We start from the raw sequence: 26,141 nt of genomic DNA, 5'->3' as shown, positions 1-26,141 counted from the left end.
ATAACCTCTTAAAATAATTAGTTAGTCTCTTGATTTACTATTTTTTTAGATGCAATCCATGGCATCATATTTCTAAGTTTTACACCCGTTTGCTCAAGTAAAGAGGCTCTTGTATTTGCTCTTTCAGCATTCATTCTTGGATATCCAGCTTGTCCTTCAAGTATGAAATCTTTAGCAAATACACCATTTTGAATCTCTTTAAGAATTTGTCTCATAGCTTTTTTAGACTCATCATTGATAACTCTAGGACCAGAAACATAATCTCCATATTCAGCTGTATTTGAAATAGAGTATCTCATATCAGCAATTCCACCTTCATACATTAAGTCAACAATTAGTTTTAACTCATGTAAACACTCAAAGTATGCCATTTCTGGCTCATAACCAGCCTCTGTTAATACTTCAAATCCAGCTTGAACTAAAGCAGTTGCTCCACCACAAAGAACAGCTTGCTCTCCAAATAGGTCTGTTTCAGTCTCATCTTTGAAAGTAGTTTCAATAATTCCAGTTCTTCCTCCACCAATTGCGCTAGCATACGCAAGAGCTACTTGTTTTGTATCACCAGATGCATCTTGATGAACTGCGATTAAATCTGGAATTCCTCCACCTTTAACAAACTCACTTCTAACTGTATGTCCTGGAGCTTTTGGTGCAATCATCATGATATTCATGTTTGCAGATGGGATAATTCTTTTATAGTGAATATTAAATCCGTGTCCAAATGCTAAATAAGCACCAGCTTTTAAATTTGGTTTAATCTCTTTTTCGTAAATCTCAGATTGACTCTCATCTGGTAATAAAATCATTACAACATCAGCAATTTTTGTAGCTTCAGCTACTGTTAAAACTTTAAAACCTTTAGCAACAGCTTTATTCCAAGAAGATCCACCTTCTCTTAATCCAACAACAACTTCAACACCGCTATCTCTTAAGTTTTCAGCGTGTGCATGACCTTGTGATCCAAATCCAATCATCGCAACTTTTTTTGATTTTATTAACTCAATATTACAATCTTTGTCGTAAAATACATTTACTGCCATTTCTAGTCCTCTATTTTTGAAAATTTTGTAAGATTATACAAAACCTTAACTAAATATAATATAATGATAGAATTAAAAAAGGATTTGAGTTGTTAAAAGAGATATTTATAAAAATTGAGAAAGAGATTTTTGAGTTTCAAAATAGTGAATTAGAAATTTTAGAAAAATATATTAAAGATAAAATAGTTATAAAAAAAGATAATAGATATGAGATAAATTCTAAATATAAGATTGGAATTTTAAAAATAGAGAAGAATTTTGCAATATTAGAGGATTTAACTAATCCAATAAAAAATATAAAATTGGAGTTAGATAGTTTAAATGGCGCATTTAACAATGATTTAGTATTAGCAAAGCGTATATTTAATCCAAGAAGTAAAATAAAAGCAAAAATTGAAAAAGTATTAGATGGTAAAAAAGCAGAAATTTTAGTCTATGTTAAAGATAAAACATTTATTACTTTAAAAGAGAATATCTTTTTAAATAGTTCTAAGGCTTTTAAATATAAAGATAGTGATGTTTTAATAGTAGATAATAAAGAGTTTGAAGAGATTGAGTTTATTGGAAATTTAAATGATGCAAAAATAGATGAGTTTATCTCTTTATATCTACATGAAGAACTTTATAGAGATAAACAAAGAGTTGAAGCTGATGATTTTATTGAAGATATAGAACAAAGAGTTGATTTAAGAGAATTGCCATTTTGTACAATAGATCCAAATAGTGCAAAAGATCATGATGATGCTATATATTTTGATGAGAAAAATAGCACACTTTTTGTAGCAATTGCAGATGTCTCATATTTTGTAAAAGAGGGTAGTCCTTTAGATAATTTAGCTTTTAAAAAATCATCTACTATATATCTGCCAAGTAGAACTTTGCCAATGTTACCAGCAACATTGAGTGAAAATTTGTGTTCACTTAAAGAGTGCGAAGATAGATATGCCTATGTTTTTAAATTGAAATTAGATTTAAAAAAGTTAAGAGTTGAAAAGAGTGAACTTTTTACAGCAATTATAAAAAATCATAGAAATTTCTCTTATGGTAGAATTGATAGAGTTTTAGAAGGTAAATTTGATTTATATAATAGTTTAGAAAAAGAGATTTTTGATTATTTACTACCTTTATATAAAATTACAAAAAAATTTAGAACAGATAGATTAAAAATAGGTTATGACTTTAGAACTGTTGAGAATAGATTAAAATTAAAAAACTATTTATTAGATTCAATTGAAGTTGAAAACTCTACACCATCTCATCAATTAATAGAGGAGTGTATGTTATTAGCAAATATTGAAGCTAGTAAAAAAGTTGGAAATTTAGGAATATTTAGGATTCATGAAGAGCCAAATTTTAAAGCTTTATCAAAGCTAGTTGATGATGTAAATATTTTAGGTGTAAAAGTAAAACTTCAAGAAAATGTTCACAAAACTATTACTCATATTCAAGAAGAATCAAGTAGGGCGCTAATTAGAGATGAAGTTGATGAGCTTATTATTCAAAGTCTTACTCAAGCAAAATATAGCTCAAAAAATTTAGGTCACTTTGGTTTAGGATTTAAATCATACTCTCACTTTACAAGTCCTATTAGAAGATATTCAGATTTAGTTCTTCATCGTATTTTAAAAACCAAAAAATTACCAAAAAATATAGATGATATTTGTACTCATATATCAGAGCAAGAGAGAAAAATAGATAAACTTGTTTGGGATTTTGAAGATAGAAAATATGCAAGATGGGCATATGATAATATTGATAGTGAAATTAAAGTAAAAATAGTTGATACAGAAAGAGCTAAAGCTGTTTGTTATGATAAGATAATCGGATTAAAAGTAGTTTTAGAGAACTATAAAGGTCAAAAACTTTTTTCAAAACATAAAGTTAAAATAGTATCAAGTGATTTAGCAACTAAATTAATAGTTGCTAAAATATTATAAGTTTATACACTTATTTAAAGATGCTAAATAAGGTTCAACTTTTTCGCTTGTAACATATTGACCAACAAGTCTCTCTTTTTCATGTACAAAAATAGGAGCAACAAGATTTATAATTGAGTGTTCAACTGGATTTTGTGATACTAAAACAAAATATGTAGAAAAATCATCTTTTGTTTTAATCTTTAATTTATCTAAAGATACTTGATCAATTTCAAAATCAAAAGATACTCTACTTAATATATTGATGTTTACTATAGAAATTTTTGAACCATCTTCAAGTTTCAAATAAGAAAAATATTCATCAATTTTTTCTATATCCAGTTTTTCGTTATTCTCAAATCCTAAAATTGGTAAAACAATTTTATACATTTATGACCCCTTTTGTTAGAATAGAAAAAATTATATTGAAAGTAAACTTAGGATACTATTTTATTTATGTATAAAAGTGAATTTGATAAATATTTAAAAAGTGGCAAAAAATTTAGCTCATATATGTTTTATGGACAATCTACATTTATGGTGGAGTTTTATTCGTCTATTATTGCAAAAATAGTTGCAAAAAATGAGGATATTGAAAAAATATATTATGATGAGTACAATTTTAAATATATTCAAAATAGACTTCTTCAATCATCACTTTTTTCATCATCAAATATAGTCTTACTAAAAATAGCAAAAAAAATTCCTAAAAAAGAGTTAGATGCATTGGTTTTAGCTGCAAGTACAAATCAAGATAGTACATTAATAGTTGCATGTTTTGGAGATGATGCTGATTTTAAATCTATGGAGAGTAGTTTTAATACTAAAACTAATTCAGCTTTTGTTAGATTTTTTCCTTTAAAAGATAGCGAAGCAATAACATATTTAGAGAATGAAGCAAAAATTATTGGACTTGATTTTGAAAAAAGTGCATTAAATCATCTATTTTTTATGCATAAAGGTGATTTAAATCTTTGTGTAAATGATTTGAATAAATTAAAAATATTAAATGATAAAATAACTTCAAAAGATGTTGATATTCACTGTTTTGGACTTGGGCTTGTAAACTTTGATAATTTTTTACATGAACTTTTAAGCTTCAAAGATGTAACTTCTGATTTAGATCTACTTTTAGAAGAGGGGATGGATAGTGTTTTTATTGTAAATCAAATTACTCAATTTGTTCATCAACTTTTTTTAATAAGCTCTTATGCTAGAAGCTTTGGAGCGCCAAATGCTATTGAGATATTAGGATTTAATCCTCCAAAAGATATTTGGGAAAAAAAAGCAAGACTTGCAATAAACACAAATCCTAAAAAATTCTTAAAAATATATGATTTTTTATTAAATTTAGAACTTGACCTAAAAAATTCTAAAAGAATTTCAAATCCATCTCTTTTTTTACAATCAAGTATAAGAAAATTTACAGCTTTATTTAGATAAAATCTCACACTTTACAAAAAAATAATCCTTGCTGATAGGTCTAGGAAGTGTAAAGAAAATCGGCAGAATCTAAAAGGAGAACGAATGTCTAAATTAAAACATTATGAAACAATGTTTATTTTAAAGCCTACATTAACTGAAGAAGAGACTGTAGCACAGCTTGAAGGAATTAAAGCTCTATTTGAAAAAAATGGTGCAGAAATTGTTTCTACAGATAATATTGGTATTAAAGAGTTGGCTTATGAAATAGCTAAACAAAAAAGGGGTTACTACTATGTAATCTATTTTAAAGCTCCAGCTGCTTCACTTGCAGAAATCGAGAGAAATTATAAAAATAATGAAAACTTAGTAAGATTTATTTTTATTAAATATGAGAGTAAAAAAGAGATTGCTTCTTGGACAAAAATGAGCGACGACGCTCTTAAAAAAGCAGCAAAATAATCTTAAAACAAGGAGCCTTTTATGTACAATAAAGTAATAATGGTAGGAAATCTTACAAGAGATATTGAACTTAAATATCTTCCAAGTGGTGCGGCAGTTGCTAGAAGTTCTATTGCAACTTCATACAAATATAAAGCACAAGATGGAAGCCAAAAAGAGGAAGTTTGCTTTTTGGAGTTTAATATTTTTGGCAGAATTGCAGAAGTTGCTAATCAGTACTTAAGAAAAGGTTCAAAAGTTTTACTTGAAGGAAGACTAGTTTATGAATCTTGGACAGCTCAAGATGGATCTACTAAAAATAGACACACTTTAAGGGTTGATGAGATGAAGATGCTAGATAGTAAGGGTTCAAATGAAGGCTCTGGATATAACAACCAGTCTCAATCTTATGGTAATTCAAACCAAAACAACTATGGTGTACAAGCACCTAAAGATTATGAACAACCTTCTTATGATAACTATGGTGGTGGAGCTATGAAGCCAAATAAGGCTTCAAATATTCCTGAAATTGATATTGATGACGAAATACCGTTTTAGAAAAAGGAGATAATATGTCAGAAAAAAGAAAATATGGAAAAAAATCTTGTAAATATACAGAGATGAAAGTTGATTTTATTGATTATAAAAACATCGAGCTTTTAAAAATTTCTATGAGTGAAAGAGGTAAAATTATGCCAAGAAGACTTACAGGAAACTCTAAAAATGCTCAAGAAATGGTAGAAAAAGCAATTAAAAGAGCAAGACACATGGCACTTGTTCCTTATGTTGTAGATACTCAAAATCTTACAGATACAGCTTACTCAAAATCATTTTTATAATAAATGATTACAAACGAAACAAAAGTTTCGTTTGTTAAGCTTAAAACTTTTAAATTAAAATTTTTTTAAAATCTTATAATTTTTCCCAAACAGTTCCATTTATATTATCCATAATAGATATTCCAACTCTATTTAACTCATCTCTTATTGCATCAGCTTTTATAAAATCTTTATCTATTTTAGCTTCAGCTCTTTGTTTTAAAAGTGAATCTATTTGATTTTTTAACTCTTCATCAACTCCAAATTGAAAATAAGCAAAAGCATCACTTCCACCAATTCCTAAAGCTTTTTCAATATAAGCTATATTTGAAACAATAGTTTGTTTTAGATTTTTATCTTTAGGATTTAAATCTAATTTATCATTTGAGTTATTTATAAATTCATCAATAATAGACAATGCAACTGGAGTATTAATATCATCATTTAAAGCTTTTAATAAACTATTTTCAAAAATTTTATCTTGTAGTTTTGATTCAATACCATAAATTCTCTTTTTTAATCTATAAAGCTTGTCTAATCTTCTTTTAGAAGTTATTAAATCCTCTTCATTAAAGTTTATATCAGCTTGATATTTTGCACTTAACAAATAGTATCTTACAACCTCTGCGCTATAAGATTTTAAAACATCTTTTAAGAAAAATGAGTTTCCTAAAGATTTACTCATTTTCTCGCCATTTATATTTACAAAACCATTATGAAGCCAATACTTAGCTAGATTTTGTCCACTATCGCATCTTGTTTGACTAGCCTCATTTTCATGGTGAGGAAATAGTAAATCAGCACCACCACAGTGAATATCTATTTGATATGGTTCGTCACTATAAGCTAGATGTTTTTTAATCATAGCACTACACTCTATATGCCAACCAGGTCTTCCTTTACCAAAGCTTGATTCAAATGCTACATCATCACTTTTTTCAAACTTCCAAAGTGCAAAGTCTGCACTATTTCTTTTTTCAATATCACCTTCAACTCTGGCTTTTGAATCTTCACTTATTTTATTTGATAAACTACCATATAATTTATCTTTTGAAACATCGAAATATACACTAGTTTGTGTTTTATATGCAATATCTTTTTTGATTAAATTTTCAATCATATTCTTCATGGCTTCAAGATTTAAAGTGGCTTTTGGTTCTAATGAGTTTGGTAAAACATTTAAAGCTTCCATATCTTTTTTATATAAATCTATATAAAAACTTGTAATATCTTCTAGACTTTTACCACTTTGATTCATTTTTTTGATAATTTTATCATCAATATCAGTAAAATTCTTTGTCATAATAACTTCATATCCGTTTAGTTTTAAAACTCTATGAAGAAGATCAAAAGCAATAGCACTTCTAGCATGTCCTAGATGAGAGTTGTCATAAACAGTTGGACCACAAACATATATTTTTACAATACCATCTTTTATTGATTTAAATTCAACTTTTTCTTTTTTTGATGAATCAAATAAAAATATCTTTTCCATACTATTTAAATAGTGCCTCTAGTGATGAAACATCAGATTTTGTCTCTTCTTTTTTTGTCTCATTATCATTTAAATTTATGTTTGTACTACCAACCTCTTTAATCTCAATATCATATTTTGTAAGCATAGAAGCTAATCTAATATTAAGTCCCTCTTTTCCAATTGCTTTTGATTTTTGTTCACTATTTATTGTTACAATAGCTTTACCTTTTTCACCATTTTTAGGCTCAGTTTCAACAACTACACTATTTACAATTGCTGGACTTAAAGCTCTTGCAATAAATATTTCAGGTGTACTTGAATACTCAACACAATCAATATTTTCTCCATTTAGCTCTTTTGAAACAGAGTTTATTCTAACCCCTTTTACTCCAACAACAGCACCAATAGCATCAATTGTAGGACTTAAAGAGTTAAGCGCAATTTTAGATCTAGTTCCTGGAATTCTAGCACTTGCCTCTATTATAATTTTTTCATCTTTAAGCTCAGGAACTTCAACTGTTAATAGATTTTCTAAAAATTTAGGACTAGTTCGTGATAAATCAACTATTAAACCTAAGTTTTTATCAATATTTACACCTCTTACAACAGCTTTTAAAGTATCTCCTACTTTAAATTTTTCACCTTTTATTCTATTTTTTCTTTGTAAGATACCTTTGATTTCACCAATTTCAATAAAAGTATTATCAGCTTTATCAATTCTTGTAACTACAGCAGATACAGTTTTTCCTACTTTTTCTTTATATTTTGCCATAATATTTTCTTCAATAAATCTTTGAAGTCTATATTCAAAATTGCTTGAAAGAATAACAGCTGCATTTCTTCCCATATTTTCAAACTCTAATTCATAGCTTAAAAAATCTCCAAGTTCTAAATCACTATTTATAGCTTTAGCTTCATCTATTGATATAAAATTCTCTTTATTTAAAGGTTTTCCTTCACTATCAACACAACCATCTTGAAGCTTCTTGTCATCATTTGCAACCACTTCAATTTTTTGAAAAAGAATTAATTTTTTATTTGCTCTATCTATTTTTGCATCAAATATCAAAGAGTGGTCAACCATTTTTTGAGCAGTTTTTATTAAAGCCTCTTTTAAAGCTGCTTCTACATCAGTAATTTTAAGACCCTTTTCATAAGCAATAGAGTCTAAAATATCAATTATTTTATCCATAAATGTACCTTTATTTGTTTTTAACATTGAAATGGTGAGTTTGATTTTCAATGCAAGTTTTAGAGCAATAGTATATCTAATTTACCTTTTATAGAAATTAAAGCAATTATTGAATAAAATGTCCGATTAATTATAAAAAAAAGGTTTAATAAATGGAATTACTACTTGCTAGAAATGAATTAAATGAGAAGCCAAAAAAAGTTCAATTAGATAAGATTAAAGATGAACTAAAAAAAGAGGCTCAGAAGATTTTTTATTTTGATAGAGACAACTCACACAAAGATATGATGGCTTTAGTTGAATCTTTAGAAAAAGAGGGTTTTAATATCTACTTTAGAGAGATAAAGTATGGTTTAGCAGATGATGAGTATATGTATGAGGTTCATGCTCTTTAATTTTTTGAGTATATAAAATATGAGTAAAAAACTATTTATACAAACTTTAGGGTGTCAAATGAATGACACCGATAGTAAACATATACAAGCTGAACTTGAAAAACATAAAGGTTATACAGCTACACAAAATATTGAAGATGCAGATTTAATAATCATAAACACTTGCTCTGTTAGAGAAAAACCTGTTCAAAAACTTTTTTCTGAAATTGGACAATTTAACAAAAAGAAAAAAGAGGGTGCTAAAATTGGAGTTTGTGGATGTACTGCATCGCATTTAGGTCAAGATATAATAAAAAGAGCACCATATGTAGATTTTGTATTAGGAGCTAGAAATATATCAAAAATCAAAGATGTAGTTGATATAAAAGGTGCCGTTGAAATTAGTATTGAAAATGATGATTCACAATATGATTTTGCAACACCAAAAACAAATAATTATAGAACAAGTGTTAATATATCTGTTGGTTGTGACAAAGAGTGTACATATTGTATAGTTCCAAGCACAAGAGGAGAAGAGATATCTATTCCTCCTTTTATGATAGTTTCACAAATACAAAAAGCTGTTGATAATGGTGCTGTTGAAGTTATGCTTTTGGGACAAAATGTAAACTCTTATGGAAAAAGATTTAGTAATAGCTCAGATAAATATAGTTTTACAAAACTTCTCCAAGATATTTCAAAAATAGAGAAACTTAAAAGAATAAGATTTACATCTCCTCATCCTTTACATATGGATGATGAGTTTATAGAGGAGTTTGCAAGAAATCCTAAAATTTCAAAATGTATTCATATGCCACTTCAAAGTGGTTCAAACTCTATTTTAAAAGCTATGAAAAGAGGATATACAAAAGAGTGGTTTTTAAATAGAGCATTTAGATTAAGAGAGCTTATTCCAGAACTTAGAATTACAACAGATATTATTGTCGCTTTCCCAGGTGAGAGTGATGAGGATTTTAGTGATACTATTGATGTTGTAAATCAAGTTAAATTTGATCAAATATTTAACTTTAAATACTCAGCACGGCCAAACACAAAAGCACTTGCTTTAAAAGATATTGAAGTTTCTGATGAGGTTGGAAGTGCAAGACTTGAAGAGTTAATAGAGCTTCATAAAAGACATTTAGAACAAACTATGCCAAAAATGGTTGGAGAGACTGTAAATGTTTTAATTGAGAGTCTAAAACCAAATGGTGAAGTAAGTGGATATACAGATAACTACTTTTTAGTTTTTGCAAAAGGAAGTGATGAGCTTTTAGGTAAGTTTGTAGATGTAAAAATAACAGAAGCAACAAGAACATCACTAAAAGGAGAAGTTGTAGCATAATGTGGAAAAAATTTAAAAAAAGATTTGCTCCTAAAATTTTATATTATTTAGTAAAGTTTATATATGCTACAAACAAAAAAGTTTATCACCATCCAAATGATGATAAAGAACCTTTTATAATTTCAATGTGGCATGCAGATTTGATGTCACAACCATATAATTACTTTGCATTTAAAAAAAATGGTATTGTAAAGGCTATGATTAGTGAAAATAGAGATGGTGAAATTATTTCTAAATTGGTTGAAAACTTTAATATAGGTTCTATTAGAGGATCATCTTCAAAAGGTGCAGCTAAAGTCTTAATAAGTGCATTAAAAGAGTTAAAAAATGGAAACGATATAGCAATTACTCCTGATGGTCCAAGAGGTCCTAGATACAGTATTGCAGATGGTATTGTTGCGATTGCACAAAAAAGTGGAAAAAAGATTAGATGTTTTAATGCGATTCCTACAAAGTATTGGCAATTTAACTCATGGGATAAATTTATTCTTCCAAAACCTTTTGGTAGGATTGATTTTTATATAAGCGAACCCTTTAGTGTAGATAATTTGGAGCTAGATGAAGCAAAAAAAGTTATAAAAGATAAGATGTTAATTCACTCTTTAGATTAATTTAGGAAATAAAAATGTTTAAAAAAGATACTCTGTTTATAAATCTTATAAAGCAAAACAATCAGCTAAAAATAGAACAAAAAAAATTTAAAAAAGATACTCCTATAAAAGTTTCAAGTTCAACATATTTAGTAGATGAGGATATAATTCCTTCAAATATTTCACAAAAATTAAATGCCATTCAAACATCACAGGAGTCATATTTAAGCACTTTATTATTGAGTGATACTACAAAAATTGTTCCTAAAAAAAGTGCTAAAGTAAAAGATTGTACGATTATTGATTTTGATTTAAGACATGATATTGTTGTTCTTGATACTACTTTATTTGAGACTAAAAACTATTTTGCATCTTGTGGAATAGATTTTATATATTCAGCATTTCACATAATGAAGCAACATATAATTAGACATACACCAAAAAGTGAACTAATAGTATTTATTTATAATAGTAGAGCTTATATTTTAATAGTTGATAAGCATAGTAATATTATCTATAACGAAGTTATTCCATTGCTTAGTTTTGATACGGTTAAAAAGACACATTTTTATGAAAATGATATAGAGGGTCAAAAACTTTTTGATGAGCTTTATTATCTTGAGTTAAATAATATTTTACAAAATGTCCTTTTAACATTTCACAAACAAAGAGATGATATTTTTGTTCAAAAAATATCTTTGCTTTTACCATTAAAAAATCTATCAAAAGAGCAGATAAATAGTTTAAGTCAAGAGTTAAAACTAAAAATTGATGATTTTACTGTTGATATTGATAAAGAGCTAGATATTTTAACTAAAGAGAATTTAGGAGTTAATAGTTTTGTAAAACCAAGAGCTAAAAAAGTAAAAAATGATCCAAGATATATTATTTTAGTATTTTTATTTGCATTTCTGATTTATGGTGCATATTATGTATTCAAAGATATAAACTTTATTAATCTTGCACAACAACTAGATTTAATTAAAAAAGAGAAAAAAGTAGAGATTAATCTTCCAAATCATGTAGAAGCAAATGAGTTATTTGCTCAAAAGATTCAAAATATATTTCAAACAGTTCCGCAAAAAGTGATGATTAACTCAATGAAACTAGATAAAAATAGTTTAGAGCTTGAAGTTTTGGTAAAAGATGATACAAATTTAAAACTATTTACAAGTTCACTTAGTGGAATTTATAAAAATTATAAAATGAATAAGCTAGATAATAATCCTGAGGATTTTAGTGTAAATTTGAGCTTTGAAAATGAAATAGACTCTTTAGATTCTATGAAAAAATCTATAAAAATAGAGTATATGAGTGATGATATATTTACAATTGATGAGATAAAAGAGCATCTACAAATACTTTTAACTCAAAATAGTGAGATAGTTTTTGTAAAACAAGAGAGAGTAGATGAGTTAAATAAGCTAACATTTAGTGCGAAAATTAATAATTCAAATCCTCAAGAGTTCTTTGATTTAATAGCTAAGTTAAATGAAGAGTTGTACTCTATAAACTTAAGTTTTCCTATTCTTATGCAAAATAATCAAGAAGATGGAATAGAGATTAAATTTTATTTAGACTATTTTCAAAAGAGAGATTAAATTTTAATCTTCTCTTTTAATATATTTTTAACTCATTATAAATACTATCTCTTTCAACTGGTATAAATCCAGAGTTTTTTATTAAATCAATAAATTCACCTACAGAAACCCCATTTTTACTAGCAGCTCCAGCTGCACTTTGAATTGACTCTTTTTCAATAGTTCCATCAACATCATTTGCACCAAACTCTTGAGCAATAAGTGCTAATTTTACTGTTGAAGTTGCCCAATATGCTTTTATATTTGGAATATTATCAAGAAGTAGTCTTGATATTGCATAGGTTTTTAAAATCTCATTTGCAGTTATTGGTTCTTTTACTTTTAAGTAGTTATTTTCTGTTTGAAATACAAGAGGAATAAATGCATTAAAACCACCTGTTTTGTCTTGAAGCTCTCTTAATCTTAAAATATGGTCAACTCTATGCTCTTTAGATTCTATATGTCCAAAAAGCATTGTTGCATTACTTTTTTTACCTCTTTTGTGCCAAAGTTCATGAATTTTCAACCAATCTTCACTACTAACCTTTCCACCACAAATTCTTTTTCTAATCTTCTCATCAAAAATTTCAGCTCCACCACCTGGCATAGAGTCAACACCACTTTGAATCATAGTATCAATAAGCTCTTCATAGCTTAAGTTGTATTCACTACTTAAAAAATGAATTTCAGCTGCTGTTAAGGCTTTTATGTGAATTGATGGAAACTCTTTTTTTATTTTTTTAAAAATATCCATGTACCACTGTAGTCCAGTGTGAGGATTGTGCGCTGAAACTATATGAACCTCTTTAATTCCATTTTTTGATGAGTCTCTAACAGTTTGTATCATCTCTTCATGAGTTAGAGTATATTGATTTGGATTTTTTCTTGTAGCACTATATGCACAAAATTGGCAAACATCTTTACAGATATTTGTTGGGTTAATGTGCCTATTTATATTAAAATATGTTTTTTTTTGATGTTTTTGCTCTCTTATTTTATTTGCATAATACCCTAAAGTAATAACATCCAAATCATAAAGTTTTACCCCATCTTCAAAATCTAATCTAATATTTTTCTCTAATTTCTCTTCTAAAGTCATAATTTCCTACTTACAATCTATATCTTTGATATAGTTTCCATTTTTATCTCTATAAATAAAACCAATACAGTTTTTATTTAAATCTAAATCATCAAAAACAACTTTATAAACAGTAGTTTTAAACTTTGTTTGCATATCTTCAACACTTTGTTTATTTACAACTTTTAGATTTTTTATATTTTTATGATCAAGTTCAAATAAAACTTCACTAAATTTTTCAACTTTTAGAGTTTGAAGAGTTACAAAAGTTAAAATTCCAAGAATAACTATAATTGATATAGTTATTACAGTTTTTTTAGGTAGTTTTCTAGTTTGTTGTTGATTCATTTTGATACTCTTGTATTGGTTTAAAAGAACAATCATTTCCATCATAATACTCTATATTACCATCTTCAATTTTGTAATACCAACCATGAATTTGAAGTTTTCCCTCTTTTATTTTTTGTACAATATAGGGAAATGTTAAAAGGTTTTCCATTTGATATACAATTGAAACCTTCTCTGTTGTTCTGTAAATTTGTTCTTTATCATTTTTGTTTAAAGTTGCTAAAAGTGTGTACTCTTTGGCTTTTTTCCCAAGCTCTAACCACTTTTTAATATTTACTAAATCAGGAGAATCTCCTAAATCTTGATATAGACTCTTACAAGCTCCACAATGAGAGTGTCCACAAACTATAATATGTTTTACATTTAAAATATTTACAGCATATTCAATAACAGCACTTGTTCCATGAAAATCCTCATCAGGATTATAAGGTGGCACAAAATTTCCAACATTTCTTAAAATAAACATATCACCTGGTTTTGTATCAAGAACCAAATCAGGTGTCACTCTACTATCGCTACAACCAATAAATAAAATCTCTGGATGCTGTCCTGTGTCTGCAAGCTGTTTTAAATCTGCTTCATATTTAGAAAATCTAACTTCTCTAAATTTTTTATTACCCTTTATTAAATCATTTATCTGCATTTAATTCCTTTATCAATTTACAAACGCTTTTTAACTTATTGTTACTAATATCGATTTTTGCAATAAGTCTAATAATAGCACTTTTAACTGTTGGTTGCCTTATTGCTCCAACTAAAAATCCACTCTTTTTTAAGCTCTTTTGGATCTTTAAAACTTTTTTATTATCATTTACTAATATTGGAATAATAAGTGATTTTGAATCTATTCCTAAATAGCTTTGGATTATACTTAAGTTTTTATTAATTTTTTGTTTTAGTTTTTGCTTGTTATTTAAAATATATTTTAAAGATTCCAATCCAAGGGCTGTGTCAAAAAGTGAAGGAGCTGTTGAATATATAATCGGTTTTGCTCTATTTTCTAAAAATTTTATGATATCTTTTGAGGCTAATATATATGCTCCATAAGAGCCGTAAGCTTTTCCTAAAGTCCCCATTTTTATATGATTTTTTTCAATTTTTATATTATAAAAATCAAAAATTCCTAAAAGATTATCTCCAATTACTCCAGAACTATGAGCTTCATCTACCACTAAAATAGCCTTGTATTTATTGGCTATTTCAAAAATCTCTTTTTTTGCTAAATTACCACTCATAGAGTAAACACCCTCTATTGCAATAATCTTTCTTCCACTGTTATTTGATGATAAAATTTTATTTTCTAAATCTTTCTCATCATTATGCAAAAATGTAACTACTTGATTTTTATCTAAAAGTTTTGAGGCTAAAATACCACTTGCATGATACTCTTCATCAATAAAAAGCATATCACCTTTTCGAACCAGCGCTTCTAGCAAAGAGATATTTGCTAAAAAACCACTTCCAACAATAATTGCATCTTCAAAACCATTTGCAAAAGAGAGTTTTTTTTCAAAATCTTTATGAATTTTTGAATAACCATTTACAAGCATTGATGCTTTTGGTGCAAAGTAGTTGTTTTTTAAAACTCTTTTATATGCTTTTTCAAAAAGTTTTCTATTTTTTGCTAATCCTAAATAGTCATTTGATGCTAAATCTAATAATTGATTATTAAATAGAACTCTATTTCTTGTTCTATTTGCTTTTTCTATTGCTTCAAGCTCTTTTTTATACAAATTCACTCCATTAATTAATAGATATAATAGCTAAAAATTGATTAAATTTTTAAAATGCTAGTTTTTTGCTATTACAAGATTGTAAAATCTTTTTTGTATTTCAAAGTACACTAAAACAAGCCAAAGATGTTTTTGCGACCTTCATCTTTGGCTATTTTTATAAAGTTATATTCTCTAAAAACTCTATTCTATCTTCATTTACAACTATTGCATCAATACAAAAATTAACATCTAAATTTTTAATTTGTAAATAGTAAAGAGCACTTCTTTTTACTTTTGATAACTTAGAATTTGTTAGATTTGATATTGCAGTTTCATAATCTTCACCTGATTTTACTTCACAAAAGTGATAAACACCATCTTTTATTGCAATAATATCAATTTCGCCTATTTTTTTTGCATAAAAATTTGTCTCTACAACTGTAAAGCCAAGCTCTTGCAGAAAAAAAACTGCTCTTTCTTCTGCAAAATCTCCCTTAGCTCTACTCATATTTATGCACCTGTAGCGAAAGTTAAAAGTTCAATAGTATCATTTTTTTGTGGTATATAATTGCACCATTCATCTCTTTTTACAATATCCATATTAACTGCACAAGCCATAATTTCATCAATATTTTTTAAATTTTTTATTATCTCTTCTAGTGTTAAATTACTCTCTATTTTTTGTAATTTACCGTTTATTATTACTTCCAAACTCTCTTCCTTTAAAAAATGGGAAGAAATTATACTCATAAAATTCTTAATAGTTGGTTTACACCATCTGTAACTAAAGAGTAACAAATAAAAGAGTATAATCTCATATTTAAAGGAGATTAAATGCAAAAAAAGACAAAAATTTTAGCAACTTTAGGACCTGCAAGCAATAGTTTAGAGATGATTGAAAGATTAATTGATGCTGGTGCTAATATGTTTAGACTGAATTTTTCACATGGTAGTCATGAGTATCATCAAGAGACAATTGATAATATTAGAACTGCAATGAAAAATAAAAATAAAATTGTAGGAATTTTACAAGATATTTCTGGACCAAAAATAAGAGTTGGAGAGCTAAAAGAGCCGTTTAACTTAAAGAGTAAAGATACTATAACTTTTGAAAAAGAGGAGATTGTTGGATATAAAAAATCTGAAAATGAGTATGTTGTATCTATTAATTATCCATATATTTTAGAGAAAATAGAAAAAGATGAGTATATCTATTTATATGATGGAGTTATAAAAGCAAAAGTTATTGAGACTAAACCAAAGGTTGTTGCTCAAATCGAAAACTTTGGAACATTAAGTTCAAGAAAGGGTGTTAATTTTCCAAATACTGTTATAAATATTGAAGTTATTACAAAAAAAGATGAAGCTGATATTGCATGGGGAGTTAAAAATAGAGTTGACTATTTTGCAATCTCTTTTGTTCAAAATGCAAATGATATGAAAAGAGCAAGAAAGCTTCTAGGAAATTATAATGGAAAATTAATAGCAAAAATTGAGAAGTTTGATGCTGTTTCAAATATAGATGAGATTATGGATAATAGTGATGGAATAATGGTTGCAAGGGGAGATTTAGGAATTGAAGTTCCTTATTATGATGTTCCTACTATTCAAAAAATGTTGATTAAAAAATCAAATGAAAGAGGAATCCCTGTAATTACTGCAACTCAAATGCTTCTGTCTATGACTCAGAATGAAAGAGCAACAAGAGCTGAGATTTCAGATGTTGCAAATGCTGTTTTAGATGGAACTGATATTGTAATGCTTTCTGAAGAGAGTGCTGTTGGAGATAATCCAACAAATGTTGTTGAGACTATGCAAAATATTATTAGCCAAACAGAAAAAATTTATGACCATACAAAAAGAGACTCTTTGCCATATTTAGATGAGTTTGATGTGATTCAAGCAACAGTTACAAAACTTGCTGATGATTTAAATGCTTGTGGAATTTTATCTTTAACAAGTACAGGAAACTCTGCTAGAAAGATGTCAAGATATAGACCAAAAACACCACTTTATACATTTACGCACAATAAAGAGACTTTGACACTTTTAACTGCAATTTGGGGAGTTGAACCAGTTGCTGTAATTAAAGAAGCACAGGCATCTAAAATGATTCAAAAGATGTTAAGAACATTAGAGAAAAATGGTGTTTTAAATAAACAAGGATTGTATATTTGTACAGTTGGATATCCAGTTGGACTTCCAGGAAGTACAAATACAATAAAAATTTTAACACCAAGTGAAATAGAGTACTATATGAACTTTAAAGAGAATAGACAAAAAGCTAAGAAGAGTAAAAAAGAGGCTAAGAGCTAGAGATATCTAGTTCTTACCATAAATTTCTGAATAAGAGTGCATTCTAGCAGTTACTTTTTGTAGATAGTTTTTAGTCTCATCATAAGGTAAATCTTTTAAGAGTTTATTATAGACCTGTTTTGGAGTCATTGAGTTTATTATTGGTGCTGCATTTGCCATATTTGTTGTTTTTGAAAAAGTTCTAGCAACATTTCCAGCTCCTGTATTATAAGCTGCAATTGCACAATATAAACGACTTTCATCATTTGTTATTCTTGATAGATATTTATAATATAACATATGTAAATATGCTGTTCCCATTGTTATATTGTTTGTTGAGTTATAAAGATATGTATCGCTTACAAGTTTTTCCTCTTTATATAAGAAATTATAAACATCTCTTCCAGCAGAGCTTGGAACTATTTGCATAAGACCAAAAGCTGGGATATGTGATCTTGCTTTTGGATTAAAACTACTTTCAGAGTGCATAATTGCAAATATTAAACTTTTTGGAATCTCTCGTATTTTTCCCTGTTTTGTAACTTCACTTTCATACTCTTTTGATTTTTTAACCATGGCATCACTTGGCATTGCTACAACTACACTATAAACTTTTTGATTTGGTACTTTTGGATTATTTCGTACCTTTATTGTTTGATTGTTTATATTTTTATTTGTATAGAGATTTAACTCTTTATTTGTTGGTTTTTTACCAAATATAACATTTGATAAAATAGACTCATTTTTTAAAGATGAGCTTACAATACTACTTTTTGGTTTTATATTTGATAGTTTTTTTTCAAATGGATCTATACGATTAAACTCATCTGTATCAATACTTGCAAGAAGAGCTAACTCTTTTTTTAAATTTTTACTAGCCTCTTCATAAGAGCTTGCTATTGTTTCAACAACAATTCTTTCATTTTCAAAATCTATTTCACCTCTAGTTTTTTTATCATCTGTATAATTTACTAAAGATTTTGCAGTTGGCATTTTTGCAACTTCCCAAAGTTTTGATGCTTCGTTTTTAAACTCATCAAAAGCTTCTTGTTGAGCCTTTTTATACTCTTCAAACTCTTTAAGAGAGTTTTCTTTATAAAGATTAAAAGAGTTTAAATCTCTATTTTTTTGTGCATTAAAAGAGTCTATTCTTTTTTGAAAATTACTCTCTTGCTCTTTTTGATACTCTTGAAAATTTTCTGCTTGTAATAAACCTATAAATAAGGCAAGAAGAGTTATTTTTCTCATTTTTTATTCCATTATATTTGCGGGTGCGTAAACTTCACCCTTCATAATAATTCTTGCACTTCGGCTCATTGTAGCTTTATCAACTATATATTTTCCGTTCTCTTTTTTGATAACTGCTCCAACCTTTAAAGTTCCAGATGGATGACCAAACTCAACAGCAGTTTTCTCACCTCCACCAGCAGCTATATTTACTAAAGTTCCTTCAATACAAGCAGCAACTCCAATAGCTACTGAAGCTGTTCCCATCATTGCATGGTGAAGTTTTTGCATAGATAAAGCACGTACGTGCAGGTCAATTTCGCTAGCTTTTACCTCTTTTCCACTTGAAGTAGTAAAATCAGATTTTGGAGCTACAAAAGCAATTTTTGGAGTGTGTTGTCTTGTCTCTGCTTCTTTTAAATCACTTATAAGACCCATTTTTAAAGCACCATAAGATCTTATTTTTTCAAATCTAGCTAAGGCTTGGGCATCACTATTTATATCAGCTTGAAGTTCTGTTCCTTTGTATCCAATATCAGCAGCATTTAAAAATATTGTTGGAATTCCAGCAGTAATCATAGTTGCTTTAAATGTTCCAATACCTGGAACTTCTAAATCATCTACTAAATTTCCAGTTGGAAATAACTCTTCACTTGGATCAACAGGTTCTGCAAATTCTAGTAAAATCTCTTCTGCTGGAAAAGCAACACCATCAATATAGTAATCTCCCATCTCTTTTACTTGTCCATCAACCATTGTTACATAACAAAGAATTGTTTTTTTGATATTTGCTTGCCAAATTCTTACACAACAAACACCATTTTGCGGAACATTATCAACAAGCCCTTCATGAATAGCAAAAGGTCCAACTGCTGAACTTAAGTTTCCACAATTTCCACTCCAATCCATAAAATCTTTGTCAATTGCAACTTGTCCAAAATAGTAATCAACATCATGATTTGGAACAGTTGATTTACCAACTAAAATTGCTTTAGAAGTAGAAGAAGTTGCTCCTCCCATACCATCCATTTGTTGTTTATAAATATCAGGACTTCCAACTATTCTTTGAAGAAGTTTATCTCTTTTTACTCTGTCCTCTTGTGCTTCTTTTGGAAGGTCTGCTATATTAAAAAATGTACCTTTTGAAGTTCCACCTCTCATATATGTTGCTTTTACTCTTATTTGTGGTCTATAACTACTCATATTTTCTCCTAAAATTTAAACTTAGTAAAAAAATCAATAAATTCTTTTACTAAATCTAGTTTGTTTAATTAAAAAAGGGGACACTTTGTTTTTTTAGGAAAGAGATTTCTGTAAATAAATTTCGTTAAAAAAATAACGGGTGTCCCGATTTTACCTGCATAAAGCAGGATTACATCTTTTGTTACTTTTCTTTGTAAAAAGAAAAGTAAGAGCTTAAGTATTATTTATTTTCAGCAATAACATCTTTTGCGAATTTTTGTAAAATTCCACCAGCTTTGTAAACTTCAACTTCTGCAGTTGTATCTAATCTACAAGTTACTTTGAACTCTACTTTTTCACCATTTGCTCTAGTCATAGAAACTGTTAAATCACCTCTTGGTTCAATGTTTCCTAAGATATCAAATGTCTCTGTTCCATCTATGTTGTAAGTGTGTCTTGTATCACCTTTTTTAAATTGTAGTGGTAAAACACCCATTCCAACAAGGTTAGTTCTATGAATTCTTTCAATTGATTCAGCAATTACAACTTCAACACCTGCAAGTCTTACACCTTTAGCTGCCCAATCTCTTGAACTTCCTTGACCATAGTTTGTTCCAGCAACGATAATTAATGGTTGTTTTCTTTCCATATAAGTCTCTATTGCTTCCCACATTCTTGACTCTTTGCCTTCTGGCATAATTTTTGTTAGGCTTCCTTGTTTAACTTTACCATTCTCATCTTTAACCATCTCATTATATAGTTTTGGATTTGCTAAAGTTGCTCTAAGAGCTGTGTTATGGTCACCTCTATGTGTTGCATAAGAGTTTAAATCCTCAAGTGGCAATCCCATTTTTAAACAATACTCACCAGATGCACTATTTGCTTGAATAGCATTTGAAGGTGATAAGTGGTCTGTTGTAATATCATTTGGGAATACTCCAAGTGGTCTTAAGTTTTTAAGAGCTGGCATACTCATAAATGCATCTTCCCAATATGGTGGTTTTTGAATATATGTTGATTTTGCATCCCATTTATAAAATGGCTCAGCTTTTTCACCTTTGTCTGATTTTGCAAACATTGGGTCATATATTTTTGCAAACATCTCTGGTTTTACAGATTTGTAAACAATTGCATCAATCTCTTCATCACTTGGCCAAAGATCTTTAAGTCTTACTTCATTTCCATTTTTGTCAATTCCAATAACACCTGTTTCAATATTAACTCTAATACTTCCAGCAAGTGCATATGCAACTACAAGTGGAGGTGAAGCTAGGAATGCCTCTTTAATAAATGGGTGAATTCTTCCATCAAAGTTTCTATTTCCTGATAAAACAGCAGTTGTATAAACACCACTTGCAGTTGCTTCAGCTTCAATTTTTGGATCAAGTGCACCACTCATACCATTACATGTTGTACAAGCAAAACCTACAATTCCAAATCCTAATTTCTCTAATTCACCTAAAAGACCAGAATCTTTTAAATATATTTCAGAAACTTTTGAACCAGGAGCAAGTGAAGATTTTACCCATCTTTTTCTGCTTAATCCAAGCTCATTTGCTTTTTTAGCTAATAATCCAGCTGCAACAACGTTTCTTGGATTTGATGTGTTTGTACATGATGTAATAGCAGCAATTAAAACCGCACCATCTGGCATAACATCATTTGAAATTTCGATTTTTTTAGCAATTCCTCTATCATCAAGAGCTGATACAGGAAGAAGTTTATGTGGTTGAGATGGACCTGCTAATGTTCTTGTAACAGTTGTTAAATCAAATTTAATTGTTCTTGCATATGTTGCTTCTGATAAAGTATCTGCCCATAGACCATTTGCTTTTGCATAAGTTTCAACTAATTTTACTTGCTCAGGAGATCTTCCAGTGATTCTTAAATAGTCAATAGTTCTATCATCAATAGCAAACATAGCAGCACTTGCACCATACTCAGGAGTCATATTAGAAATAGTTGCACGATCTCCTAAATCAAGATATTTAATTCCGCTTCCATAGAACTCTAAATATGCAGAAATAACATTGTTATCTCTTAAAAATGAAGTTAAAGATAAAGCTATATCAGTAGCCGTAATTCCAGCTCCTCTAGTACCAGTAATTTCAACTCCAATGATTTCTGGAACTCTCATATAAGATGGATTTCCAAGCATTACATTTTCAGCTTCAAGTCCACCAACTCCAACAGCAATAACTCCAAGAGCATCAACATGAGGCGTGTGTGAATCAGTTCCAACAAGTGTATCAGGAGATGCGATACCATCAATATTATGAATAACTGGAGACATTTTCTCAAGATTAATTTGGTGCATAATACCATTTCCTGGAGGAATAACATCAACATTATCAAATGCTTTTTTAGTCCAGTTTATAAAATCAAATCTATCTGCATTTCTTCTATCTTCAATATCTCTATTTTTTTGGAAAGCATCTGGATCAAATCCACCACACTCAACTGCTAATGAGTGGTCAACGATTAATTGAGTTGGAACAACTGGATTAATTTTTTGTGGATCTACACCTTTGCTTGCAACTGCTTCTCTTAACCCTGCTAAATCAACGAAAGCTGTAAGCCCTAAGATATCGTGACAGATAACTCTTGATGGATACCAAGGGAAATCTTTGTCTGTTCTTTTTTCTATTAATTGAATAAGTGAATCTTTTAAATCAACACTAGGACATTTTCTAAGTAAGTTTTCTGCTAATACTCTTGATGTGTAGTTAAGTTTTGCAAAAGAACCAGGTGTGATATCTTCAACTGCACTTTTTACATCATAGTATTTAACATCTAAACCATCTAATTGTTTAAGATATTTTTCGTTTGTCATTTTATTTTCCATATTTTTAAATTTGATTATAAAAAAAAATTTAGGCTAAATTTAGCCTAAATTTAAAGATTATTTTCTATCTTTTAGAGGAACAAAAGCTCTAGGCTCTGGTCCTGTGTATTCAGAACTTGGTCTGATTATTCTATTGTTAGCTCTTTGTTCAAATGCATGTGCAGCCCATCCAGCAGCTCTTGACATAATAAATAATGGTGTATAGTAAAGTCTTTCAATTTCCATATAGTGGTAAATTAATCCGCCAAAGAAGTCAATATTATCTGGTAAACCTTTTTCAGCTTTTACTTTGTCTCTAATTGCTGTTGCAATATCAAATAGTTTTGGATCTGAAGTTTCTAACTCTTTTAACTCTTTTGCTAATTCAAAACCAACTGGGCTTCTTGGGTCTAGATTTCTATAAACTCTGTGTCCAAATCCCATAATTTTCTCTTTTTTAGCAAATAGTTCATCAACAGATTTAAGTGCATGCTCAACATTGTCAAATTGAAGTACAAATTTAATAGCAACTTCATTTGCTCCACCATGTAAGTGACCTTTTAATGTCCCAATTCCTGTTGTCATACAAGAGTAGATGTCTGATAGAGTTGATGCTGTAATTCTATTTGCAAAAGTTGATGCATTGAACTCATGCTCTGCATAAAGTGTAAGCATCGCATTCATAGCTTTTACTTCAACTGCTAGAGGCTTTTTCTCTTTAAGTCTTTCTAAAATAAATCCAGCAATTGTTGTCTCTTCAGATTTTAGGCAAATCTCTTTACCATTTTTGTGCCAGTGGTGCCAGTAAACTAAAAATGATGGGAATGCTCCTAAAAGTCTAATAATTTTAGCCATTTGATCAGAAAAATCTTCAGCTTCTGGTTCAACACATCCTAGTGCTGCTGTTGCAGTTTTCATAACATCCATTGGGTGTGATGATGCTGGGATTGATTTTAAAACATTTTTAACTGAAATTGGTAACTCTCTACCTGCAATTATTTTTCTTCTAAAATCTTTTAATTGTGCAGCATTTGGTAATTCACCAACTAATAATAGATATGCTACCTCTTCAAAATCTGTGTTTAAAGCAAGGTCTGCAATATCATAACCTCTATAGTTTAAACCATTTCCTAAACCGCATGTACAAATAGCTGATTGTCCAGCTGTAACTCCTGCTAATCCGCTCATAAATTCTCCTTAGTAATATCTATATTAAATTTTTATTGTAAAAGCTAATTACTTAGCTTTTCCTTTTGAAAATAGTTCATCCATTTTTTGCTCATAAGAGTGGTAGTTTAACATATCATATAACTCCATTCTTGTTTGCATTGTATTAATAACACCCTCTTGAGTTCCTTTATCTTTTAACTCTTGGTAAACATTTAATGCAGCTTTATTCATTGCTCTAAATGCTGAAAGTGGGTAAAGAACCATTGCAATTCCAACACTTGCCAACTCTTCAGTTGTAAATAAAGGAGTTGCTCCAAACTCTGTAATATTTGCTAAAACTGGTACAGTCATAGCATCTGTAAACTCTTTATACTCTTTTAAAGTATGTACAGCTTCAGCAAAAATAGCATCAGCACCAGCTTCAACATAAGCTTTAGCTCTAGCAATTGCAGCAGCTTGACCTTCACTAGCATGTGCGTCAGTTCTTGCAATAATATAGAAATCTGGGTCTAACTCTTTTTTAGCATCAACAGCAGCTCTGATTCTATCACACATCTCTTCAGTAGATACTAACTCTTTATTTGGTCTATGACCACATCTTTTAGCAGCAACTTGATCTTCAATATGCATTCCAGCAGCACCACTTCTAATAAACTCTTTAACAGTTCTAGCCACATTAAATGCATGTCCCCAACCTGTATCTGCATCAACAATTAGTGGTGTATCACAAATAGAAGTAACTCTTCTAATATCAATACAAACATCTTCAATCATTGTCATACCTAAGTCTGGTAAACCATAAGAAGCATTTGCAATTCCTCCACCACTTAAGTAGATTGCTTTGTGTCCTACTTTTGTTGCCTGTAATGCTTGGTACGCATTAATTGTTCCAACAATTTGTAGTGGACTTGAAGCTTTTAGGGCTTCTCTGAATTTTTTTCCTGCACTTGTCATTTCTATATCCTTTAAAAATATTGTCCAAAAATTATATCGATTTTGATTTCTTTTGTATGTACTATTTTATAATCCAAAACTACAATTTTTATACAATATTTTTAAAATGTACAAAAGTTGTTTTTATGTGTTTTTTTTGTACAATATGCAAAAAAATTATTAAAGGGAGCTTATGGATTTTAAAAATTCAATAGATAAATTTATAGAGATTTACAATAGATCAAATCTTAGTATATCTAAATTTGCTAGTTTAATTGATAAAGATAGAAGAACTATAACATCATGGATTGATAGAGTTAGTGGTATTGAAATAAGTAGTGAAATTAAAGCAAAAATTTGTAAAGAGTTTAGATACCCTGAATATATTTGGGAAGATGCTTGTTATGGTGAAGAGTTTTTAAAATCAATCACTTTAATTCCTCAAAAAGAGGTAAGAATTATTGATGAGGATTATAAAGGAAGATTGCAATATATAATAGAGCATGAAAAAAATAGAAGATTTGTAATTCAAGCTCAGTTTCCAGGTCCTATGTATAGAGATAGTGCTGTTAGAAGAGTTTATAAAACATCTACAAGCCCTGATATTGAAGAGCTAAAGCAAGAGAGAATTGATCAAATGTTAAGATATGACTATGATACAACAGAGTGGTACTCTATAAAATCAGTTTTAAGTTTTTGTTTTGCAAGTATTGGAAATTTTTTTACAAAAGATGAAAAAATAAAGATTTTAGAGCTTATGTATGAGCTTTTTAATAATAATTATAATAAAAAATTGTTTCTTTTTGACTCATTCTCTAGAAAAATATATGGGATGGAGACAACATATATATCTATAAATGTAAAAAATAAGATTCTATTTTTTAAATCACCAATTGAGTCGGTATTTATTGAAATAAGAAATAAAAATTTAGTAGAAAGAATGCATAAATACTATAGCTCACCAATAGAAGCTCCATCTCATGTAAATTTTTTGGATTCTGTGAAAATTTTAAAGATACTTCAAGATGCACTCAAATACAATAACACGATTACTCAAGCTTATGAGACAATCAATAGAGAGACAAATTATGGAGAGCTTTTTTACAATAATTTAAGTATAGATTTACAAAAGCAGGTTAGTTTACCAAAAACTTCGCATAGAAGATAATGAAAG

Annotated in this window: 26 protein-coding genes; 11 read left to right on the top strand and 15 right to left on the bottom strand. The window is 28.8% G+C overall.

Annotated elements, in window-relative coordinates; translation table 11 throughout:
* Nucleotides 1–17: 17 nt before the first annotated feature.
* Nucleotides 18–1,040 (bottom strand): ketol-acid reductoisomerase, encoded by a 1,023-nt coding sequence (gene ilvC / locus ASKIR_RS09000; protein ID WP_066351408.1) that lies wholly within the window; start codon nucleotides 1,038–1,040, stop codon nucleotides 18–20.
* An 89-nt stretch (nucleotides 1,041–1,129) separates the two neighbouring features.
* Between ilvC and ASKIR_RS08995 the strand changes: the two genes are divergently transcribed.
* Complete coding sequence (locus tag ASKIR_RS08995) at nucleotides 1,130–2,977, top strand: RNB domain-containing ribonuclease (RefSeq protein WP_115588134.1); 1,848 nt, start codon at nucleotides 1,130–1,132, stop codon at nucleotides 2,975–2,977.
* Here ASKIR_RS08995 and fliW read toward each other — a convergent pair.
* Entirely contained in the window at nucleotides 2,972–3,346 is a 375-nt protein-coding gene (fliW, locus tag ASKIR_RS08990) for a flagellar assembly protein FliW (RefSeq protein WP_115588135.1), read from the bottom strand. The two genes, ASKIR_RS08995 and fliW, sit on opposite strands and share 6 nt — an antisense overlap.
* A gap of 66 nt (nucleotides 3,347–3,412) precedes the next feature.
* Between fliW and holA the strand changes: the two genes are divergently transcribed.
* The 4 genes from holA to rpsR all read left to right on the top strand — a co-directional run bounded on the left by holA (nucleotide 3,413) and on the right by rpsR (nucleotide 5,658).
* Nucleotides 3,413–4,399 (top strand): DNA polymerase III subunit delta, encoded by a 987-nt coding sequence (holA, locus tag ASKIR_RS08985; RefSeq protein WP_066161875.1) that lies wholly within the window; start codon nucleotides 3,413–3,415, stop codon nucleotides 4,397–4,399.
* A gap of 84 nt (nucleotides 4,400–4,483) precedes the next feature.
* Nucleotides 4,484–4,840, top strand: coding sequence for a 30S ribosomal protein S6 (gene rpsF / locus ASKIR_RS08980; protein WP_066161872.1), 357 nt, complete (start codon nucleotides 4,484–4,486; stop codon nucleotides 4,838–4,840).
* Between the two features lie 21 nt (nucleotides 4,841–4,861).
* Nucleotides 4,862–5,377 (top strand): single-stranded DNA-binding protein, encoded by a 516-nt coding sequence (gene ssb, locus ASKIR_RS08975; protein ID WP_066161870.1) that lies wholly within the window; start codon nucleotides 4,862–4,864, stop codon nucleotides 5,375–5,377.
* 14 nt (nucleotides 5,378–5,391) lie between these two features.
* Nucleotides 5,392–5,658, top strand: a complete 267-nt coding sequence (gene rpsR / locus ASKIR_RS08970; protein WP_066161867.1) for a 30S ribosomal protein S18 — start codon at nucleotides 5,392–5,394, stop codon at nucleotides 5,656–5,658.
* Nucleotides 5,659–5,731: 73 nt separating this feature from the next.
* On the opposite strand, the gene cysS is transcribed toward rpsR, so the two are convergent.
* Both cysS and nusA read right to left on the bottom strand, forming a co-directional pair.
* A complete protein-coding gene (cysS, locus tag ASKIR_RS08965) occupies nucleotides 5,732–7,132 on the bottom strand; it encodes a cysteine--tRNA ligase (protein ID WP_115588136.1) in 1,401 nt (466 codons plus the stop codon).
* Between the two features lies 1 nt (nucleotide 7,133).
* Nucleotides 7,134–8,306: a transcription termination factor NusA gene (gene nusA / locus ASKIR_RS08960; protein WP_066409121.1), complete on the bottom strand. Its 1,173-nt coding sequence runs from the start codon at nucleotides 8,304–8,306 to the stop codon at nucleotides 7,134–7,136.
* 152 nt (nucleotides 8,307–8,458) lie between these two features.
* On the opposite strand from nusA, the gene ASKIR_RS08955 reads away from it, so the two are divergent.
* From ASKIR_RS08955 to ASKIR_RS08940, 4 genes are read left to right on the top strand one after another with little or no spacing between them, the layout of a single operon-like run.
* The gene (locus ASKIR_RS08955) at nucleotides 8,459–8,701 is read left to right on the top strand and encodes an HP0268 family nuclease (RefSeq protein WP_066351399.1); all 243 of its coding nucleotides are present in this window, start codon (nucleotides 8,459–8,461) and stop codon (nucleotides 8,699–8,701) included.
* 19 nt (nucleotides 8,702–8,720) lie between these two features.
* Nucleotides 8,721–10,025 (top strand): tRNA (N6-isopentenyl adenosine(37)-C2)-methylthiotransferase MiaB, encoded by a 1,305-nt coding sequence (gene miaB, locus ASKIR_RS08950; RefSeq protein ID WP_115588137.1) that lies wholly within the window; start codon nucleotides 8,721–8,723, stop codon nucleotides 10,023–10,025.
* Complete coding sequence (locus ASKIR_RS08945; RefSeq protein ID WP_115588138.1) at nucleotides 10,025–10,636, top strand: lysophospholipid acyltransferase family protein; 612 nt, start codon at nucleotides 10,025–10,027, stop codon at nucleotides 10,634–10,636. Before miaB ends, ASKIR_RS08945 begins: the two co-directional genes overlap by 1 nt.
* Nucleotides 10,637–10,650: 14 nt before the next feature.
* Nucleotides 10,651–12,216 carry a hypothetical protein gene (locus tag ASKIR_RS08940; protein WP_066409131.1) on the top strand — a complete coding sequence of 522 codons (1,566 nt, stop codon included), beginning with the start codon at nucleotides 10,651–10,653 and terminating at the stop codon, nucleotides 12,214–12,216.
* Between the two features lie 16 nt (nucleotides 12,217–12,232).
* Here the strand turns inward: ASKIR_RS08940 and mqnE are convergent, their stop codons facing one another.
* From mqnE to thiS, 6 genes are all read right to left on the bottom strand, one after another.
* Nucleotides 12,233–13,294, bottom strand: a complete 1,062-nt coding sequence (gene mqnE, locus ASKIR_RS08935) for an aminofutalosine synthase MqnE (protein WP_066356591.1) — start codon at nucleotides 13,292–13,294, stop codon at nucleotides 12,233–12,235.
* Nucleotides 13,295–13,300: 6 nt separating this feature from the next.
* Nucleotides 13,301–13,621, bottom strand: a complete 321-nt coding sequence (locus ASKIR_RS08930; RefSeq protein ID WP_066161843.1) for a hypothetical protein — start codon at nucleotides 13,619–13,621, stop codon at nucleotides 13,301–13,303.
* Nucleotides 13,602–14,264 (bottom strand): carbonic anhydrase, encoded by a 663-nt coding sequence (locus tag ASKIR_RS08925; RefSeq protein WP_066351379.1) that lies wholly within the window; start codon nucleotides 14,262–14,264, stop codon nucleotides 13,602–13,604. The genes ASKIR_RS08930 and ASKIR_RS08925 overlap by 20 nt, the downstream gene beginning before the upstream one ends.
* Entirely contained in the window at nucleotides 14,251–15,354 is a 1,104-nt protein-coding gene (locus tag ASKIR_RS08920; RefSeq protein ID WP_066356589.1) for an aminotransferase class I/II-fold pyridoxal phosphate-dependent enzyme, read from the bottom strand. Before ASKIR_RS08920 ends, ASKIR_RS08925 begins: the two co-directional genes overlap by 14 nt.
* Before the next feature lie 157 nt (nucleotides 15,355–15,511).
* Nucleotides 15,512–15,844 (bottom strand): YraN family protein, encoded by a 333-nt coding sequence (locus ASKIR_RS08915; protein ID WP_066161832.1) that lies wholly within the window; start codon nucleotides 15,842–15,844, stop codon nucleotides 15,512–15,514.
* Nucleotides 15,845–15,846: 2 nt separating this feature from the next.
* The gene (thiS, locus tag ASKIR_RS08910) at nucleotides 15,847–16,047 is read right to left on the bottom strand and encodes a sulfur carrier protein ThiS (RefSeq protein ID WP_066161830.1); all 201 of its coding nucleotides are present in this window, start codon (nucleotides 16,045–16,047) and stop codon (nucleotides 15,847–15,849) included.
* A gap of 123 nt (nucleotides 16,048–16,170) precedes the next feature.
* Here thiS and pyk point away from each other — a divergent pair, with 123 nt between their 5' ends.
* Nucleotides 16,171–17,652, top strand: a complete 1,482-nt coding sequence (pyk, locus tag ASKIR_RS08905) for a pyruvate kinase (RefSeq protein WP_115588139.1) — start codon at nucleotides 16,171–16,173, stop codon at nucleotides 17,650–17,652.
* Nucleotides 17,653–17,658: 6 nt separating this feature from the next.
* On the opposite strand, the gene ASKIR_RS08900 is transcribed toward pyk, so the two are convergent.
* The 5 genes from ASKIR_RS08900 to prpB all read right to left on the bottom strand — a co-directional run bounded on the left by ASKIR_RS08900 (nucleotide 17,659) and on the right by prpB (nucleotide 24,988).
* The gene (locus ASKIR_RS08900) at nucleotides 17,659–18,879 is read right to left on the bottom strand and encodes a murein transglycosylase domain-containing protein (RefSeq protein WP_115588140.1); all 1,221 of its coding nucleotides are present in this window, start codon (nucleotides 18,877–18,879) and stop codon (nucleotides 17,659–17,661) included.
* Nucleotides 18,880–18,882: 3 nt separating this feature from the next.
* Nucleotides 18,883–20,061, bottom strand: coding sequence for a 2-methylaconitate cis-trans isomerase PrpF (prpF, locus tag ASKIR_RS08895; RefSeq protein WP_115588141.1), 1,179 nt, complete (start codon nucleotides 20,059–20,061; stop codon nucleotides 18,883–18,885).
* A 220-nt stretch (nucleotides 20,062–20,281) separates the two neighbouring features.
* Nucleotides 20,282–22,873 (bottom strand): Fe/S-dependent 2-methylisocitrate dehydratase AcnD, encoded by a 2,592-nt coding sequence (gene acnD, locus ASKIR_RS08890; protein ID WP_066351368.1) that lies wholly within the window; start codon nucleotides 22,871–22,873, stop codon nucleotides 20,282–20,284.
* Nucleotides 22,874–22,942: 69 nt separating this feature from the next.
* Nucleotides 22,943–24,052: a citrate/2-methylcitrate synthase gene (locus ASKIR_RS08885; protein WP_066158764.1), complete on the bottom strand. Its 1,110-nt coding sequence runs from the start codon at nucleotides 24,050–24,052 to the stop codon at nucleotides 22,943–22,945.
* 48 nt (nucleotides 24,053–24,100) lie between these two features.
* Complete coding sequence (gene prpB, locus ASKIR_RS08880; RefSeq protein ID WP_066158767.1) at nucleotides 24,101–24,988, bottom strand: methylisocitrate lyase; 888 nt, start codon at nucleotides 24,986–24,988, stop codon at nucleotides 24,101–24,103.
* Nucleotides 24,989–25,160: 172 nt separating this feature from the next.
* On the opposite strand from prpB, the gene ASKIR_RS08875 reads away from it, so the two are divergent.
* Nucleotides 25,161–26,135, top strand: coding sequence for a hypothetical protein (locus tag ASKIR_RS08875; protein ID WP_066158770.1), 975 nt, complete (start codon nucleotides 25,161–25,163; stop codon nucleotides 26,133–26,135).
* The last annotated feature ends 6 nt before the right edge of the window (nucleotides 26,136–26,141 follow it).

It is taken from the genome of Aliarcobacter skirrowii CCUG 10374, assembly GCF_003544835.1.
GTDB classification, from domain to species: domain Bacteria; phylum Campylobacterota; class Campylobacteria; order Campylobacterales; family Arcobacteraceae; genus Aliarcobacter; species Aliarcobacter skirrowii.
This window is presented reverse-complemented; position numbering and strand designations above follow the sequence as displayed.

What these genes read in the sequence shown, in the direction of transcription:
- ASKIR_RS08955 (WP_066351399.1), top strand. Translation starts at nt 8,459, where the DNA reads ATGGAATTACTACTTGCTAGAAATGAATTAAATGAGAAGCCAAAAAAA.
- rpsF (WP_066161872.1), top strand. Translation starts at nt 4,484, where the DNA reads ATGTCTAAATTAAAACATTATGAAACAATGTTTATTTTAAAGCCTACA.
- ASKIR_RS08900 (WP_115588140.1), bottom strand. Translation starts at nt 18,879, where the DNA reads ATGAGAAAAATAACTCTTCTTGCCTTATTTATAGGTTTATTACAAGCA.
- ASKIR_RS08925 (WP_066351379.1), bottom strand. Translation starts at nt 14,264, where the DNA reads ATGCAGATAAATGATTTAATAAAGGGTAATAAAAAATTTAGAGAAGTT.
- ssb (WP_066161870.1), top strand. Translation starts at nt 4,862, where the DNA reads ATGTACAATAAAGTAATAATGGTAGGAAATCTTACAAGAGATATTGAA.
- mqnE (WP_066356591.1), bottom strand. Translation starts at nt 13,294, where the DNA reads ATGACTTTAGAAGAGAAATTAGAGAAAAATATTAGATTAGATTTTGAA.
- miaB (WP_115588137.1), top strand. Translation starts at nt 8,721, where the DNA reads ATGAGTAAAAAACTATTTATACAAACTTTAGGGTGTCAAATGAATGAC.
- ASKIR_RS08875 (WP_066158770.1), top strand. Translation starts at nt 25,161, where the DNA reads ATGGATTTTAAAAATTCAATAGATAAATTTATAGAGATTTACAATAGA.
- nusA (WP_066409121.1), bottom strand. Translation starts at nt 8,306, where the DNA reads ATGGATAAAATAATTGATATTTTAGACTCTATTGCTTATGAAAAGGGT.
- ASKIR_RS08945 (WP_115588138.1), top strand. Translation starts at nt 10,025, where the DNA reads ATGTGGAAAAAATTTAAAAAAAGATTTGCTCCTAAAATTTTATATTAT.
- ASKIR_RS08930 (WP_066161843.1), bottom strand. Translation starts at nt 13,621, where the DNA reads ATGAATCAACAACAAACTAGAAAACTACCTAAAAAAACTGTAATAACT.
- fliW (WP_115588135.1), bottom strand. Translation starts at nt 3,346, where the DNA reads ATGTATAAAATTGTTTTACCAATTTTAGGATTTGAGAATAACGAAAAA.
- prpF (WP_115588141.1), bottom strand. Translation starts at nt 20,061, where the DNA reads ATGAGTAGTTATAGACCACAAATAAGAGTAAAAGCAACATATATGAGA.
- cysS (WP_115588136.1), bottom strand. Translation starts at nt 7,132, where the DNA reads ATGGAAAAGATATTTTTATTTGATTCATCAAAAAAAGAAAAAGTTGAA.
- pyk (WP_115588139.1), top strand. Translation starts at nt 16,171, where the DNA reads ATGCAAAAAAAGACAAAAATTTTAGCAACTTTAGGACCTGCAAGCAAT.
- acnD (WP_066351368.1), bottom strand. Translation starts at nt 22,873, where the DNA reads ATGACAAACGAAAAATATCTTAAACAATTAGATGGTTTAGATGTTAAA.
- rpsR (WP_066161867.1), top strand. Translation starts at nt 5,392, where the DNA reads ATGTCAGAAAAAAGAAAATATGGAAAAAAATCTTGTAAATATACAGAG.
- ASKIR_RS08940 (WP_066409131.1), top strand. Translation starts at nt 10,651, where the DNA reads ATGTTTAAAAAAGATACTCTGTTTATAAATCTTATAAAGCAAAACAAT.
- ASKIR_RS08915 (WP_066161832.1), bottom strand. Translation starts at nt 15,844, where the DNA reads ATGAGTAGAGCTAAGGGAGATTTTGCAGAAGAAAGAGCAGTTTTTTTT.
- ASKIR_RS08885 (WP_066158764.1), bottom strand. Translation starts at nt 24,052, where the DNA reads ATGAGCGGATTAGCAGGAGTTACAGCTGGACAATCAGCTATTTGTACA.
- holA (WP_066161875.1), top strand. Translation starts at nt 3,413, where the DNA reads ATGTATAAAAGTGAATTTGATAAATATTTAAAAAGTGGCAAAAAATTT.
- ilvC (WP_066351408.1), bottom strand. Translation starts at nt 1,040, where the DNA reads ATGGCAGTAAATGTATTTTACGACAAAGATTGTAATATTGAGTTAATA.
- prpB (WP_066158767.1), bottom strand. Translation starts at nt 24,988, where the DNA reads ATGACAAGTGCAGGAAAAAAATTCAGAGAAGCCCTAAAAGCTTCAAGT.